10 protein-coding genes are annotated in these 17059 nt (G+C 46.1%); 7 read left to right on the top strand and 3 right to left on the bottom strand.

Going from position 1 to position 17059, the window contains the following annotated elements; translation table 11 throughout:
* Positions 1-233 precede the first annotated feature (233 nt).
* The 7 genes from GJU87_RS01870 to GJU87_RS01840 all read left to right on the top strand — a co-directional run bounded on the left by GJU87_RS01870 (position 234) and on the right by GJU87_RS01840 (position 12620).
* On the top strand, positions 234-2846 hold the full coding sequence (locus GJU87_RS01870) for a glycoside hydrolase family 31 protein (RefSeq protein WP_153637955.1): 2613 nt from the start codon (positions 234-236) through the stop codon (positions 2844-2846).
* A gap of 18 nt (positions 2847-2864) precedes the next feature.
* Complete coding sequence (locus GJU87_RS01865) at positions 2865-3830, top strand: glycoside hydrolase family 43 protein (RefSeq protein WP_153637954.1); 966 nt, start codon at positions 2865-2867, stop codon at positions 3828-3830.
* Positions 3831-3886: 56 nt separating this feature from the next.
* Positions 3887-5464, top strand: a complete 1578-nt coding sequence (locus tag GJU87_RS01860) for a glycoside hydrolase 43 family protein (RefSeq protein ID WP_153637953.1) — start codon at positions 3887-3889, stop codon at positions 5462-5464.
* A 69-nt stretch (positions 5465-5533) separates the two neighbouring features.
* On the top strand, positions 5534-7183 hold the full coding sequence (locus tag GJU87_RS01855; protein WP_228491817.1) for a glycoside hydrolase family 27 protein: 1650 nt from the start codon (positions 5534-5536) through the stop codon (positions 7181-7183).
* 53 nt (positions 7184-7236) lie between these two features.
* Entirely contained in the window at positions 7237-8598 is a 1362-nt protein-coding gene (locus GJU87_RS01850; RefSeq protein WP_153637951.1) for a family 43 glycosylhydrolase, read from the top strand.
* 30 nt (positions 8599-8628) lie between these two features.
* Positions 8629-10158, top strand: a complete 1530-nt coding sequence (locus GJU87_RS01845; RefSeq protein WP_153637950.1) for an alpha-L-arabinofuranosidase C-terminal domain-containing protein — start codon at positions 8629-8631, stop codon at positions 10156-10158.
* 5 nt (positions 10159-10163) lie between these two features.
* On the top strand, positions 10164-12620 hold the full coding sequence (locus tag GJU87_RS01840; RefSeq protein ID WP_228491815.1) for a glycoside hydrolase N-terminal domain-containing protein: 2457 nt from the start codon (positions 10164-10166) through the stop codon (positions 12618-12620).
* Positions 12621-13349: 729 nt separating this feature from the next.
* On the opposite strand, the gene GJU87_RS01835 is transcribed toward GJU87_RS01840, so the two are convergent.
* From GJU87_RS01835 to GJU87_RS01825, 3 genes are read right to left on the bottom strand one after another with little or no spacing between them, the layout of a single operon-like run.
* Positions 13350-14321 (bottom strand): glycoside hydrolase family 43 protein, encoded by a 972-nt coding sequence (locus GJU87_RS01835; protein ID WP_153637949.1) that lies wholly within the window; start codon positions 14319-14321, stop codon positions 13350-13352.
* An 11-nt stretch (positions 14322-14332) separates the two neighbouring features.
* Entirely contained in the window at positions 14333-15490 is a 1158-nt protein-coding gene (locus GJU87_RS01830) for an endo-1,4-beta-xylanase (RefSeq protein WP_153637948.1), read from the bottom strand.
* Positions 15491-15516: 26 nt separating this feature from the next.
* Positions 15517-16980, bottom strand: a complete 1464-nt coding sequence (locus GJU87_RS01825) for an MFS transporter (protein ID WP_153637947.1) — start codon at positions 16978-16980, stop codon at positions 15517-15519.
* Positions 16981-17059: the final 79 nt, after the last annotated feature.

The following is a 17059-nucleotide window of genomic DNA, read 5'->3' as shown; positions in this document are numbered from 1 at the left end:
CTAAGGATAATAATGGTGGGATATTGGATCATCCGTCAAAGATCGACAACCAACTCTTCAATCTTTGACGGATGAAGAAGAGCGATGGTTCCTGGCTCGCCCATGATATCGGTCAAGGGACGACAGCATCCGTGCAACCACTCGGAAGCAACCGACCGGGAGAGAAACCGCTCCCATCGGAAAATTAGGGAGAACATGACAATGCCTCCAACGAACAATTTTATGGATAAACGATGAAACGAAAACTCCTCTTGCTGATTTGCCTGATACCTTCGATTGCATTCGGAAAGGTATATAAAACATATACGCTGCAGAATGACCGCCTTTCCATACAACTCGATAAGGGTGTGCTGGATATTATTCCGTTATCAGATTATGCTATCAGAATCCGGTTTGAGAAAGACTCGATGAAAGAAAAGCGGGAACTCATCCTTATCAATAAACTTCCCGTTCCAAAGTTCAGGTTTTCGGAAAGTGATTCAAATCTTCGGTTAAGTACCAAAGCGGTAAGCGTAATATTTGACAAGGCAAGCGGAGCAATCAGGTTTACCGATAAAAACGGAAAAGTATTTCTGAGCGAAACTCCGGGGAGTCGGAAACTAAAGTCCAATACCATAATGGGTGAGCCATGTTTTGTTGCTGAACAAAGTTTCGATTCGCCCAAAAACGAATACTTGTTTGGTTTGGGACAATTCCAGGATGGACATCTCAACTTGCGGAATGTCAGTCGAAAGTTGATACAGGTCAATTCACAAATATCCATTCCCTTTCTTTATTCGAGCAGAGGATACGGAATTCTCTGGCATCAGTACGGACTGACGTATTTCAATCCGGCCGATAATAAGGTGCCATTGACAAAGAAAAATGAAGCAACAGGAGGTAATCAGGATGTAGATGTAACAACGACCTCGGGAACACAGAAAGTTTCGCGGCAGCAATCCCTCTATTCCGGACAGTTTACTGTTCCGGCAAACGGGAAATATACCCTAATGCTCGACCTTGGGAAAATGGATAGTCGCTATTTTTTAACCGTAGACGATTCCATTTGCATTGATGAGTCGAATCTATGGCTCCCCCCGGCAATCAGTACAACCATTCCGCTAAAAGCCGGGAAACATCAGGCGAAAGTGATCTGCAAGTCGTCCAATACTCCAACATTATCGTGGAAACCGGTAAACGATGAAACAGCATTCCGTTCGCCCGATGCAAAATCGCTGGACTACATAGTTTTCTATGGGAAGAATGCGGATGAAGTCGTTCGGCGCTATCGCAATTTATCCGGCAATGTTCCGATGCTTCCGCTTTGGGCCTATGGATTTTGGCAGTGCCGGGAACGTTATTCATCGAGTAAGCAGCTGGTTGAAACCGTTCAGGAGTTTCGAAAAAAAAAGTTGCCCATGGACGTGATTGTTCAGGATTGGCAGTATTGGGGCAAAAATGGCTGGGGAGTTCCCATCCTGGACAAAACAAATTATCCGAATCCTTCCGGGTTTATCAAAGAACTACACGAACTAAATGCTCATTTCTGCATTTCTATCTGGTCAAATCCCGATAAGAATTCAGAACTGGGAAAGAGGTACGTAGCCCAAAAACTATTCATTCCTGACACAAAATGGTTGGACTATTTCAATCCAAAAACCAGAGAAACGTATTGGAATACGCTTAAAACAAATTTATTTGACCACGGAGTCGATTCGTGGTGGATGGATGCAACGGAGCCCGAAAACGATGCATTGGCGGGCACGCATACCTGGTTTGGATTGGGCGATTTTTACCGGCTTACCTATCCATTGTTCGTAAGCCAAGCCGTCTACGAAGGACAACGCCATACAACATCCGCCAAAAGAGTTTGCATTTTAACCCGTTCGGCTTTTGCCGGTCAGCAACGCTACGGGACCATCAACTGGTCGGGAGATATTGGCGGCACGTGGGATTCTTTTAGAAGACAAATTGTGGCTGGTCTCGACTATTCACTGACAGGAATGCCGTACTGGACAACCGATATTGGAGGATTTTTCCGTCCAGGCAATTCTCAATATACCGATAAAAAATATCATGAATTGCTCATCCGCTGGTACCAGTGGGGAGTTTTTAACCCAATTTTCCGTATTCATGGCTACCAGTCAGAAACCGAAGCATGGAAGTACGGCCAACAAGTTGAGGATGATATGCGGAAAATGCTTGAGCTACGCTATCGGCTAATGCCCTACATCTACTCCAACGCATGGCAAATTACCCATAATGGTTCAACCATGATGCGGCCTTTGGTGATGGATTTCAATGGAGATACTACCGCTATGCAACAGCAGGCGGAATACATGTTTGGCAAGGCATTCCTCGTAGCTCCCGTGACCCAATCCGGTATGCACGATTGGCCAGTCTATTTGCCCCGGGGAACTTCCTGGTACAATTTCTGGACCGGACGACAATTAGACGGCGGAAAGACAATCCATGCAGCCGCTCCGTTGGACCAAATTCCGTTGTTCGTCAGAGCCGGTTCCATTGTTCCAATGGGAAAATTCCAGCAGTATACCGGACAAAAATCTGCTGATACAATTGAGGTGCGCATCTACAAAGGCGCCGATGGCCGGTTCACTCTATACGAAGACGAAGGAGATAGTTACGATTACGAAAAAGGCAGCTACACATTGATTCCATTCACATGGAACGACCAACGGCAAACGCTTACCATTGGAAAGCGCCGGGGAGAATATCCCGGATGTCTGATGGAACGCTACTTCAACCTCGTATTGGTGAGTACATCGAAAGGCATCGGTACAGGTGTTGAGAAAACTCCGAAAAGGGTGAAATATACCGGAAAAAGAATTGAAATAAAGATGAACTAATTCAAAATATTGTTCGAGATGAAAAGACAGCTAAAAACGTACATCCTGCTTTTAATTGCGATGGTGGCAGTTGAAAGCGGGCGAGCACAGAATCCTATCATCACCAAATTGTTTACAGCCGATCCGGCACCGATGGTTTACCATGATACGGTTTTCCTGTATACCGGACACGATACAGCATCTGTAACGGCAACCAATTATCACATGCCCGACTGGCATGTTTTCTCGTCTACAGATATGGTTCACTGGAAAGATTATGGCGCCTGCTTATCGCCGAAAACCTTTTCATGGGCTACCGGAGATGCCTACGCTGCACAATGTATCTATCGTAATGGCAAATTCTATTGGTATGTGGCGACTTTTCACAAAAAGGACAAAAATAGCAATGGAGGAGCAGCTATTGGCGTGGCTGTTTCCGACAGACCCACCGGCCCGTTTAAGGATGCGATTGGGAAAGCACTCATCACAAACGAAATGACAACCGACATGAAATATGGCTGGGATGATATCGACCCGACGGTATTTATCGACGACGATGGGCAGGCTTATCTATTCTGGGGAAACGGGAGTTGCAAGTGGATTAAGCTCAAAGATAATATGATTGAAGCTGACGGTCCCATCCATACGTTTAAGCCCAAACACTACATTGAAGGTCCCTGGGTTTATAAACGAAAAGGCTTGTATTATTTAGTCTATGCCGGGGCCGGAACCAAACCCGAAATGATTGAGTACTGCACGGCGAAAAGTCCGGAAGGACCGTGGACCTACCGGGGAATCATCGAGGGAAATGTCGAAAACAGCTTCACAACCCATCCCGGCATCATCGACTATCACGGCGAGACCTACTTCTTTTATCACAACGGGGCACTTCCGACAGGAGGAAGCTACCGGCGTTCGATATGCGTGGACTATATGTATTACAACCCCGATGGGACGATAAAGAAAGTAATACAGACCAAGAAGGGGGTAGAACCTGTTAAATAATTTTGTTTTCAATCCATCATCAAAACTGGTTTTTAAGTAAGCCCAAATACATTACCATGAAAAAATTAAGTTTCATTTTCATAATCATCCTGCTCACTAGTTTTTCAATAAAAACATTTGCTCAGGAAAAATCAGCGCATAACCCCATCATATATGCCGATGTTCCGGACGAGTCAATGATTCGGGTGGGCGATACCTATTACATGAGTAGCACTACCATGCACATGAGTCCGGGAGTGCCGATCATGAAGTCGAAAGATCTTGTCAACTGGCAAATCGTGAGTTATGCTTACGATACACTGGCCAATGTGGATGCTCTGAACCTTGTAAATGGAAAAAGTTCTTACGGAAGAGGATCGTGGGCCAGTAGCTTGCGGTACCACAACGGTACTTACTATGTCTCCACCTTCGCCCAAACAACCGGGAAGACCTACATCTATTCAACAAAGGATATTGAAAAAGGTCCCTGGAAAGAATCTTCATTCCGCCCCAGCTTCCACGATAACTCGCTGTTTTTTGATGATGATGGCCGCATTTACATGATTTACGGTGCCGGAAAACTTCACCTGGTCGAATTGAAGAAAGATCTTTCGGGTGTGAGAGAAGGCTCGGATCGGGTGCTTATCGAGAATGCAAGCGCGCCTGCCGGTTCGAACATCATGCTCGGCGCCGAAGGCTCCCAGCTGTTTAAAGTGAATGGCAAATACTACCTGTTTAACATTACCTGGCCGCGTGGCGGAATGCGTACGGTCGTTATCCACCGGGCCGATGAAATTACGGGGCCTTATGAAGGAAAACTGGGATTACAGGACAAAGGAGTAGCCCAGGGCGGTTTGATTGATACACCGGATGGAAAATGGTTTGCCTACTTATTTCAGGATCATGGCTCCGTTGGACGTATCCCGTATCTCGTTCCCGTAAAATGGGAAAATGGTTGGCCGGTATTGGGAGTTAACGGCAAAGTGCCTGATGTCCTGCCGGGGCTTCCCGCCAATAAAAGCTTAATTCCGGGAATTGTTAACTCCGATGATTTTAACCGGAGCAAAGGAGAAGCTGCATTGCCTTTGGTTTGGCAATGGAATCATAACCCCGACAATAAATTGTGGTCGGTAGCCCAGCGGAAAGGGTACCTGCGCCTGACAACCGGCCGTGTTGATACCAGTTTCCTGATGGTCCGAAACACCCTGACTCAACGTACAATCGGACCGGTATGCTCCGGGGCTACCTCACTTGATGTGTCGAACATGAAAGAAGGCGATTTTGCCGGGCTTGCTCTTTTGCAGAAAAAATACGGACTGGTAGGAGTTAAATTCAAAAACAGCGGGAAATCGATTGTGATGGTAAGCGCCGAATCGGGAGAGCCGGTTGAGATTACAAGTATTCCGTTGAACCAGAAAACAGTTTACCTGAAAGCTGAATGTGATTTCAGAAACCGTACCGACAAAGCGCATTTTTTCTATAGCCTCGATGGCAAATCATGGAAATCAATCGGAGCACAACTTCAAATGCAATACACCATTCCACAGTTCATGGGGTACCGGTTCGGACTATTCAATTATGCCACCCAAACCCCTGGCGGTTATGTCGATTTCGATTATTTCCACATAGCTAATCACATTTCGTCAGAAGATTAAAATAAGTAATACCACAGACAATTATCCAAACCGATGAGAACACATAAATCAACACCCGGAAAATATCGGATGACAGCAATCAGAAAAGTGGTGATATCCTCACTGCTTGCTTTACTTTTTTCGGTTCCGGTTAAAGCTCAGCAGAAGTCGGATACCAGCCATTCCCAGACACCGCTGATGGGATGGGCCAGCTGGAATCAGTTCGGTCCCCATATCAGCGAAAGCCTGATTAAACGGCAAGCCGACGCCATGGTATCGTCAGGATTATCAGCTGCAGGATTTCAATACATCAATATCGATGATGGTTTCTTCGATGGCCGCTATCCCGACGGAAAATTAAGAATTGATTCGGTGAAATTTTCTGACGGGATGAAGGCTGTGGCCGATTATATTCACTCCAAAGGATTAAAAGCCGGCTTTTATACGGAAGCCGGAGAAAACACCTGCGGTTCGATATACAGCCACCAGCCCGGTGGTGTTGGTGGCGGACTTTACGGCCACGACCAGCAAGACATCAACCTGATTTTTAAAACATGGGGATTCGATTTCCTGAAGGTAGATTATTGCGGCGGCCTGAAGCAAAAGCTCGACGAAAAAACACGGTATACCGAAATTCGCAAAGCGATTGACAACACTGGTCGCACAGATATCAACTTTAACGTTTGCCGGTGGCAATTCCCCGGTACCTGGGTTACCCGAATAGCCAGTTCATGGCGAATGTCGCATGACATCAACTACGTCCCCGGTTCCAAACCCAAATGGAAAAGTATCATCAGCATTATCAACCTGAGCAAATACCTAGCTCCTTATGCCAGTCCGGGCCATTATAATGATATGGACATGCTGGAAGTTGGCCGGGGAATGACTGCCAATGAAGACAGAAGCCACTTTTCGATGTGGTGCATCCTTTCGTCGCCTTTGGTACTGGGTCTGGACATGACCAAAATGAGCGAGGAAACGAAGGCCATCATTACCAACCCGGAAGTTATCGCCGTCAATCAGGATACAACGGGCTTACAGGCCCACTTACTGTATGAACAAGACAGCTTGCAAGTTTGGGCAAAGCATCTGAACGGGCGACAAAGTAAAGAATTTGCCGTGGCGTTATTGAATCAGAGCATGACCCCGGCAACCATTTCGGTTAAATGGAAGGACTTAAATATCGTTGGAAGCGCTAAAGTGCGCGACCTCTGGGCCCGTGCGGATTTGGGTTCAAGAGATTCTGTGTATTCAGCAACCGTACCGGGCCACGGTATTTCATTCATTAAGGTAACAGCCCATAAAACGAAGTTGAAAGATGTTTTCGAAGCAGAGTATGCGTGGCTCAACGACTTTAACCTGACACAACACAGTGAGACACTTCCGGGACTGGCAAAACCTGTCGGAGACAGCATTTGCTCTGGTAAGGCAAAAGTCATTCAAATCGGTAACCGGCCCGATAATTATATCGAATTTCAGCATGTTTACGCCCGGAAGGCCGGCCAATACAACCTCTCTCTTTACTACCTATCGGGAGAAGACCGTAACGCAACGCTTTCTGTCAACGGAACCGATATTCCCCTCTCCTGCCTCAACTCAGGCGGATGGGATAAAATTGCCCGGGAAACGCTACCGGTCAAATTGCATAAAGGCTACAATATCATTCGCATTTCAAATGCTACGGACTGGGCACCTGACATAGACCGAATTGAAATCGACTTAAATAAAAAACACAGGTAATTGCCGAAATTTTAAATCTGACAAATCAGTTCATCAATCAAAAGCTTAAACCAATGAAAAAACACCATCGCAAATTGTCCGTACTAATCATCCTGATACTCTTTTGCCTGAACAATACGCAAGCTCAAAATCCAATCATCCGTAATCAGTTTACTGCTGACCCTTCAGTAAGAGTATTCAACGGGAAAATATACCTCTTCCCGTCGCACGACATCCCTACGCCCCCCGGGAAAGGGTTGAGAGAAAAATGGTTCTGCATGGAAGACTATCATGTGTTTTCATCCTCCAACCTGACTGATTGGACGGATCATGGTATCGTCGTGAGCCAATACAATGTCCCCTGGGTCGACTCAACGTCCTACAGCATGTGGGCGCCCGATTGCATTGAACGAAACGGGAAGTATTATTTCTATTTTCCGGCCAATACAAAAACGGTTGGCCCAAACGGCAGAAAGAACTTCGGAATAGGCGTGGCTATAGCCGACAAACCGGAAGGCCCGTATGTTCCGCAGGCAAAGCCAATCGAAGGGGTCCATGGAATTGATCCGAACGTATTTATCGACAAAGACGGACAGGCCTATCTCTACTGGGCCATGGGAAATATTTATGTGGCCAAACTGAAAGACAACATGCTGGAACTAGCCTCAGAACCTCAGAAGATTGAAAACCTTCCTGAAAAAGGATTGAAAGAAGGCCCTTATTTATTCGAACGAAAGGGAATTTACTACCTGACTTATCCGCATGTAGAACATAAAATTGAACGGTTGGAATACGCCATTGGTGATAATCCGATGGGGCCATTCAAAGTTACCGGTGTCGTCATGGATGAATCGCCAATGCATTGCTGGACCAACCATCAATCAATGATTCAATATAAGAATCAATGGTATCTTTTCTATCATCAGGATGCCTTGTCGCCCAACTTCGATAAGAACAGGTCAGTTTGTATCGACAGCCTGTTCTTCAATCCTGACGGAACCATACAAAAAGTAACACCAACGTTACGCGGAGTGGGAACAACCCCGGCAACCCGGGAAATCCAGATTGACCGGTACAGTCACATCAGCGGAAAGGGCGTATCCGTTGCGTTCCTCGATTCGCTCGATACCTTTAAAGGCTGGAAGACCCTATTTAATACCCAAGGCGCCTGGGTAAAGTACAATGCGGTCGACTTCGGGAATAAAAAACTCAAGTCGGTTCAGGTGAGAGCCCTGTCACAACAGGGAGGAAAAATACAGATACGGTTGGACAAACCTGACGGTCCCCTGTTGTCCGAAGTAAAAATTCCCAAAGGAAACCAATGGGCAACCACCGATGTGCCCGCTTCGAACTATCAAAAAGGAGTTCACAACCTGGTCGTTGTACAACAATCCAACTCACCGGTCGAAATTGACTGGGTCCAATTTAAACGGTAAGAAAAAACTAAATCAATAAAAATATCTGTCATGAAAAAAGTATTCACGCTTTTGGGCCTTGCTCTTCCTCTTTTCCTGAGCGCCCAAACAGCTAAAATTAGAATCGATGTTGACCGGACTATCGGAAAGATTGATCCGAATATTTATGGTGTATTTATGGAGCCTATCCACTTTAACGGAGCAAGGATGGGATTACCCGATACGGTAAGCTTCAATACCCTTTACGGGAATTTGTACGATCCCTCCTCCCCGCTTGCCGATAAAGACGGTTTCCGGAAGGATTACATCGACGCCGCGAAAGAACTTAAGGTAACAAACATGCGCTGGCCGGGCGGGAACTACGTGATGGCCTATAACTGGGAAGATGGTATCGGGCCGAAAAGCCAGCGCCCCGTTCGCGTGAATATGGCCTGGGGCGGAACCGATAACAACCATGTAGGAACCGACGAATGGGTGGAATTAAATAAGTCCATCGGAAGTGACAACGTTGTGTGTGTCAACCTCGGCCTTGGAGACATCCAAAACGCATGCCATTGGCTGGAATACTGTAACTACCCGAAGGGAACCTACTACTCGGATTTACGCATTAAATACGGGCATAAAGAACCTTACAACATCAAAATATGGGACCTTGGTAACGAAGTAGACGGCGCTCCGTGGGAACTGGGCCACAAAACGGCCGATGATTATGTGAAAACAGCAAGGGAAGCCGCCAAGGCAATGAAGTCCATCGACCCGACCATCCGTTTTGTTGCTTCCGGATCGTCGTACTACGAAAGTACCGGCAAATGGATTGACTGGAACCGGAAGGTACTGGAAGGTCTTGGCGATAAAATTAATTACCTCTCCATTCACCGTTACTGGGAAAAGTCACCCGACTATTACACCTACATGGGCCAAAGTGCAATGGATTTTGACGAAAAGATTCGCATAACCGCCGATGAAATTCAAACAGCTAAAGCAAAGAAAGACTTCACCAACCCGATTTATGTTTCGGTAGATGAATATGGCGCTTTCGGGAGTAATTTCCGGTCGGTACTGTCCGTGGCACAATGCCTGAATTCCTTTGTTCGTCACGCCGATGTAGTGAAGATGGCCAACTTTACCATGTTTACCTCATTGCTGGGAAGCGACCGCGAAAAAGGAACCTACAAAACGCCGCTGTTCTACATTTTCAAGTCATTTTCCAACAATTGCCTCGGCAATTCGGTCGATACCTATGTGGCTTGCGATACCTTTAATACCGAAAAATACAAAGGCATTCCGTACCTCGACGTTACGTCGGTCTATTCGCCCGAAACCCAAACACTTTACATCAACGTGATTAACCGGAACAAGGACAAGGCAATTACCGCCGATATACTGCCCACCTCCGGCGAAATGACAGGGAAAGCAGTGGCCGGCATCATCGACAGTCAGTCGCTCGAGACACCGTTCTCGTTCGATAAACAATCACAATATATTCCGGTAACGAAGGAAATCAAAACAAACAAAACCGGGTTGACCTACTCATTTCTTCCCCATTCGTTTACCCAGATAAAAGTGGAAATCAAAAAATAATAACAGTGAAGAGAATCCTTTTATTCTGGCTCGTGATGGGGTGTGTAGCCGGTGCCTACGCCCAAAACGACTCACTTTTGAAGCTTTGGTATTTGCACCCGGCCAAACAATGGGTCGAAGCTCTGCCTGTCGGGAATGGCCGCCTGGGGGCGATGGTCTTTGGCGACCCAAATCACGAAACCATTCAACTGAACGAGAGTTCCGTGTGGGCCGGTCAACCCAACCGGAACGATAACCTGAAGGCCAAAGAGGCGTTGCCCGAAGTCCGCAAATTGATTTTTGAAGGGAAATACAAAGAAGCAGAGACACTGGTTAACCAGGATTTTATCAGCAAAAAGTCTCAGGGCATGCCCTACCAAACGGTAGGCAACCTTCGTCTTTCCTTTCCGGGACACGAAAACTACTCGGACTACTACCGTGAACTCGACATCGACAAAGCCGTAGCGAGCAGTCGGTATAACGTGAACGGCGTACATTATACGACACATGTACTGTCCTCGTATCCCGACCAGGTAATTGTTGCCCGTATTTCGGCCGATAAACCGGGCGCCGTCAGCTTTTCCGCCACAATGGACCGTCCGGGACCGTCTAAAATGCTCAACCTGTCAACACAAGGTAACAACGAACTCGTACTGTCGGGTACAACCAGCGACCACGAGACGGTTAAAGGCGCCGTCCGATTCGAAGCCCGGGTAAAAGTGGTTCCCCGGGGCGGTACAGTATCCGCCAACGATACCGTCGTAAAAGTTTCCAATGCCGATGCGGCAACCATCTACATCTCCATTGCCACCAACGTTAAAAACTACAACGACATCAGTGGCAATGCCGATGCTTTGGCAAGTTCCTATCTTCAGCAGGCGCTAAAGAAAAGCTACGAGCAGATACAGAAAGCCAGCACAGCCGACTACCGGAAATATTTTCAACGGGTAATACTCGACCTGGGAGTAACGGATTCGGTGAAAAATCCCACCGATGTTCGCCTTGCGCAATTTGCCGGCGATAATGATCCGCAACTGGTAGCTCTGTACTTCCAGTTTGGCCGCTACCTGCTCATCTCTTCTTCGCGACCGGGAGGACAGCCGGCGAACCTGCAGGGAATATGGAACAACCAGCTTTACCCACCATGGGACAGCAAATACACCATCAACATCAATACCGAAATGAACTACTGGCCGTCGGAAGTCACAAACCTGACGGAGATGAACGAGCCCTTGATTCAGATGGTTCGCGAACTTTCGCAAACCGGAATAAAAACCGCTGAAGATATGTACGGAGCCGGTGGCTGGACAACCCATCACAATACCGATATCTGGCGCATTACCGGCCCCATAGACGGAGCCAACTGGGGAATGTGGCCCATGGGCGGCGTATGGCTTTCACAGCATCTGTTCTACAAATACGCCTTCGGTGGCGATAAAGAATACCTGAAGTCCATCTACCCGGTAGTGAAAGGAGCGGCAAAGTTTCTGCTCGATTTCATGGTGGAAGAGCCGGAACATCACTGGCTGGTTGTTTGTCCCTCCATTTCGCCGGAGCATATTCCGCCGGGACACAGCACTTCTTTAACTGCCGGCGCTACCATGGATAATCAATTGGCGTTCGATCTGTTTAGCAAAACCATCATGGCCGCAAAAATCCTGCATACCGACGATGCCTTTGTTGCCCGGCTTCAGGATGCGATCAAACGTCTTCCTCCTATGCAAATCGGGCGCTGGGGGCAGTTACAGGAGTGGTTGCACGACTGGGATAGTCCGAATGATCATCACCGCCATGTATCGCATTTGTATGGCTTATACCCGTCGAATCAAATTTCGCCATACCGTACCCCAAAATTGTTTTCTGCTGCCAGAACATCGCTTTTGGCACGCGGCGATGAATCGACCGGGTGGTCGATGGGATGGAAAGTAAACCTCTGGGCGCGGCTGCTCGATGGAAACCATGCCTATAAATTAATCACGGACCAGCTGAGACCGGTGAACCATTCGAGAGGAATGGAAGGCGGAGGCACCTACCCCAACCTGTTCGATGCCCATCCCCCGTTCCAAATTGACGGTAACTTCGGCTGTACCTCGGGTATTGCAGAGATGTTGTTACAAAGCCAGGATGGCGCCGTTCAGCTGTTGCCGGCACTTCCAACGGCATGGAAAGAAGGTAGCATATCAGGACTCAGGGCCCGGGGTGGTTTCACAGTCGATATAAAATGGAAAAACGGTGAACTGGCCTACGCAACCATCCACTCAACCGACGGAGGTAATTGCCGCCTGCGCTCATATGTTCCGCTAAAGGGCAAAGGACTGAAGAAAGCCAAAGGGCAGAATACCAATCCTTTTTTCGCCATTCCGCCTCAGAAGAGTCCGCTGGTACACTCAAAAGTTCCGTTAGACTTGCCCAAACTGAAAAAAGTATACGAGTATGATATCCCGACCCGAAAGGGAGATGTTATTGAAGTAAGGAAAATGTAGTTTGATAAATAACGACATGCAATAAGGAATAAAAGCAAACCTTAATCAAACAACCAACTACTGCAAAGGTCGTCCGTTTTTCGGACGGCCTTTTTTTGTTGCAGCTCAAAAAAAAGCAGGAAACTCTCCGTCGTTATATGCCATAAGAGTAAAGCGAATTTTATGTGAAATGAAGTCCACCTTTAAACACCGGAATTACAATTCCCAAACCATCTGCCACTCGTGTTCAAAACCTAAACGCAGAAGGTTTCCATCTTTCTACGTATAACGATGGAAAGAGAAACGTATAAAGACGCCGCGAGAAACGTATAAAGGGTGAGGTGAGAAACGTATAAAGACGGTGGGAGAACAGTATAAAGATGACAAGAGAACAGTATAAGTTTTCACCGTCCGGAAATTAATCATCATTTAACATCTTCTTGCGATGGTTCAACCCCAGCTATACAACTCATTCACTACTCTTTCTGGCGATATTGAATATTCCGTCACAGTACACTTTATTGTTATAAACAGTCATTCATAACTACCTGGAAATATCTTTAACCCGAATGGCAGAAGAATGTAAATGAACATACCAGAATAACATGTGCTAAATAAATAATCGGAAGCTCCTTAAAAAGAAGCTTCCGATATTTAATAGTCAATCTAACTGAAACAAAACTAACTAAACCTATTTCTATAACAACTTTGGAAATGTTTATTCTGACAGATACTTTAGGTATCTCAATTCTAATCTTCTATTCCTTCAATCGTTTTAATGCTCCCCTCTTTCGTATATTCCAGTTCAATCACTTTCATGCTTCGCAACCATGTTTTGCCGCCCGACGGAACACTGTCGTGATAGAACAGGTACCACTTGCCTTTAAACTCCACAATGGAATGGTGAGTTGTCCAGCCAACCACCGGTGTAAGAATCACTCCCTGGTAAGTAAAAGGACCGTAAGGGTTGTCACCAACTGCATAACACAGTTTGTGAGTGTCACCCGTTGAATACGAGAAGTAGTATTTCCCTTTGTATTTGTGCATCCACGATGCCTCAAAGAACCGGCGTTCGTTATCACCTGCTTTCAACGGCTCTCCGTTTTCGTCAAGTATAATTACCGCTTTCGGCTCCTCGCCAAATTCGAGCATATCGTCATCGAGTTTCACCACCCGCGAAGGCAATGCAGGCTGTTCGTCATCGGGAAGCTGTCCGCATTCAATGGCTTTGTTATCGCGGTAGCGTTGTAATTGGCCACCCCACAAGCCACCAAAATACATGTAATGAGTACCATCGTCGTCACAAAAAACACAGGGGTCAATCGAATAACTCCCTCTGATTGGATTGTCAAGCGGAACGAAAGGTCCTTCCGGTTTCTCACTCACAGCGACGCCGATTCGGAAAATATCAGTCTTGTCCTTCAACGGAAAGTACAAATAATATTTCCCATTCTTAAAAGCTGCATCACAATCCCACAGTTGTCTTCCGGCCCACCGGATGTCTTTTACATCCAGTGCCACTCCATGGTCAGTCACTTCTCCGTCAATGGAGTCCATTGAAAATACGTGATAGTCACGCATATCAAAATGGTCGCCGTTATCATTCTCAGGAATGCCCGCATCGATGTCGTGTGAAGGGTAGATATACAGTTTGCCATTAAAAACGTGTACTGCCGGATCGGCTGTATACATGTGTTCAACCAGGTATCTTGATTTTTTCATTGACATATAAATTAATCGGCTTTCGGATAATTCATTGCCGCATCAATAATTTCTTTTACTACAGGTTTAGGCTGATTATTCCGATCGAACAACAGCGGATAATCGGTGCGACCTCTGACCGGCCAGTTATTTTTCCACGACTGTCCGTCGTTTACTCCCCAGAGCGTAACCCGTTCGATTACATCCTGATGTTTCAAAAAGAGTTTGAAGAAGTCCAGGTAGCGCTGGTTGAATGCCTGGGCTACACTGTCGGGAAGTGCTTCTGCATAAGGATTCAATTTCTTATCATACTTGAAATTGTCAGACACATTCGCGCCTGTATGGAAGTCCGGGTTAGGTAGAACAGAGAGATCCAATTCGGAGATATTTATTTTCACACCCAAACCGGCAAAGGCTTCGAGGCTTTTTTCAAACTCATCAATATCAGGGTGTGTTAATCCAATATGCCCTTGCATGCCAATGCCATCAATCCGGACGCCCTCGCTTTGAAGTTCTTTTACCATCCGGATGACTCCTTCCCTTTTTTGCGGATTGGCCATCGAATAATCGTTATAGTATAGTTCGGCATTGGGATCCGCTTCATGGGCAAATTCGAAGGCAAGCTTGATAAAATCGGGACCAATGATTTGGTAAAACTTGCTTTTCCGTAAGGAACCGTCGTCCAGTACTGCTTCATTAACTACGTCCCATCCTTTAACTTTTCCTTTGAAGTGCTCCACCACGGTGGAAATGTATTTCTTCATCCGCGCAATCATAACGTCACGCGACACATCGTGTCCCAGACTATCTGTAAAGAACCACCGAGGAGCCTGAGAATGCCAGATTAAGGTATGACCGGTGACAAACAAATGATTATCTAATCCAAATTTCACAAACTTATCAGCCGTCGAAAAGTCAAAAAAACCTTCCTGGGGTTCGAGATGCCCGCTCTTCATACAATTTTCAGCAACGATCGCATCAAACTGTTTTTTAACCACCTTCAGTGAACCAGAATCTCTTCCAAGTATCTGCGGAATATTTAGTGCTGTGCCAATATGGAATTTACCGGCAAATGCATTTTTCAACGTAAGGTCTTCTCTTGTTTCCGGGCTCTTTGCACAGCCACTTATCACTATCGTGGCGAGCAACAACACCCTGGCGATTTGGTTTCGTTTTTTGTTTATTTTCATAGGAATCAATCTATTATTTACAAATTCTATTTTCTTCGAAGCATCAACTCTTCCTGTATTTGGATTTCCTTTTTCTTATCAATCTCATAGAAGAACAGAAAGGCAACCCCGATACAAAAAGTCAAAGCAGGAAAAACACTAACAGATAGTTTTATACCGGTAATTGTACCGGGAGATTGAACTGGTAATTGTGGATCGTAGCCATATACAGCCAATATGCCGGCAACTAATGCCCCACCAATACTAAGCCCGGCTTTCAATCCAAAAATCATGGCCGAAAATACGATAGCAGTTGCCCGGCGTTTGTTCTTCCACTCGGAATAGTCGGCCACATCGGCAATCATTGCCCATAATAAAGGTGTTGATATTCCGTAAAAGAATCCATGGGCAAGTTGAGTTCCGAAAACCAGCGCAATAGATTGCGGACCATAAAACAGGAAAAGCAACAGGCACACAGCCGAAAGAAACAGGCTAGCTCCAAAAACATCACGCTTTCCATATTTATCAGCCAGTCTTTTTGAAAAAGCAATTCCCACAATCATCATGATGATACCTCCCCCATTGAAAAGGCTAAACCCGGAGGTCGGGGCATCCTTGGGCCACGTAAAACCATGCAGTCCCATCCTGATAAGCAAGTTGTTCAATCCATTAATAAAATCGTTGAATCCAATATTCTGAAGGAAATCGGCCAGATGTTTCGCACTCAGATAGTTTTCAAAATAATAAACATACATTCCCCCCTTAAGCGATAACGTGATGAAAACGAATATGGTAAGGACAAGCATAATGAGCCAGGGCCGGTTTCGAACCAAATCCTTCAGGTCGTCTTTTACACTGGTTTTCTGCTCCGGATTAGGCACAACCCGTTCGCGGGTAGTCAGAAACGTGATCAAAAAGAAAACAACTCCGGTTACAGCGAAAATGCCGATTGTATGTTCAAATCCTTTAGTCTTGTCTCCATCTCCCAAAATAAGTACGAGGGGTAACAACAATCCCTGCACAATAAACTGGGCAATCATTACGGCAACAAAGCGGTAAGACGAGATACTGTTACGTTCAGCCATATCCCCCGTTAGTACGCCACTCAGTGATGCATAAGGCAGGTTATTCGCTGAATAGGTAATAACCAATAAAATGTATGTAATCAGCGCATAGGCAATTTTTCCTCCCGGGCTAAAATCGGGAGTACTGAAGGCTAGTATGGCAATGATACCGAATGGGAAAGCGGTCCATAATATCCAGGGCCGGAACTTACCCCAGCGTGTATTGGTCCGGTCAGCGATGATGCCCATAACCGGATTAAAAAATGCGCCAACCATACCACCTGTGAATATAATGGCTGATGCTGTTCCCGGTGGAATTTTGTATACGTCCGTATAAAAGAATGCCAAAAAGGTCATTAAGGTTTGAAAAATCAGGTTCGCAGCCAGGTCACCCAAGCTGTAACCGATTTTTTCGAGAACGGTAACTTTCGAAGAAGTTGTTTTCATTTGTAGATTTTTTATCGTGCCAATCAAATGTGACGAGCCACCACGTTTTGCACAAATTGATTTTTTGGTTCGGAATTGT

The sequence above is a fragment of the Prolixibacter sp. NT017 genome, assembly GCF_009617875.1.
GTDB lineage: Bacteria > Bacteroidota > Bacteroidia > Bacteroidales > Prolixibacteraceae > Prolixibacter.
Note: the sequence above shows the minus strand (reverse complement) of the source record. Positions and strands in the feature narration are given on the sequence as shown.

What these genes read in the sequence shown, in the direction of transcription:
- GJU87_RS01870 (WP_153637955.1), top strand. Translation starts at nt 234, where the DNA reads ATGAAACGAAAACTCCTCTTGCTGATTTGCCTGATACCTTCGATTGCA.
- GJU87_RS01865 (WP_153637954.1), top strand. Translation starts at nt 2,865, where the DNA reads ATGAAAAGACAGCTAAAAACGTACATCCTGCTTTTAATTGCGATGGTG.
- GJU87_RS01860 (WP_153637953.1), top strand. Translation starts at nt 3,887, where the DNA reads ATGAAAAAATTAAGTTTCATTTTCATAATCATCCTGCTCACTAGTTTT.
- GJU87_RS01855 (WP_228491817.1), top strand. Translation starts at nt 5,534, where the DNA reads ATGACAGCAATCAGAAAAGTGGTGATATCCTCACTGCTTGCTTTACTT.
- GJU87_RS01850 (WP_153637951.1), top strand. Translation starts at nt 7,237, where the DNA reads ATGAAAAAACACCATCGCAAATTGTCCGTACTAATCATCCTGATACTC.
- GJU87_RS01845 (WP_153637950.1), top strand. Translation starts at nt 8,629, where the DNA reads ATGAAAAAAGTATTCACGCTTTTGGGCCTTGCTCTTCCTCTTTTCCTG.
- GJU87_RS01835 (WP_153637949.1), bottom strand. Translation starts at nt 14,321, where the DNA reads ATGAAAAAATCAAGATACCTGGTTGAACACATGTATACAGCCGATCCG.
- GJU87_RS01830 (WP_153637948.1), bottom strand. Translation starts at nt 15,490, where the DNA reads ATGAAAATAAACAAAAAACGAAACCAAATCGCCAGGGTGTTGTTGCTC.
- GJU87_RS01825 (WP_153637947.1), bottom strand. Translation starts at nt 16,980, where the DNA reads ATGAAAACAACTTCTTCGAAAGTTACCGTTCTCGAAAAAATCGGTTAC.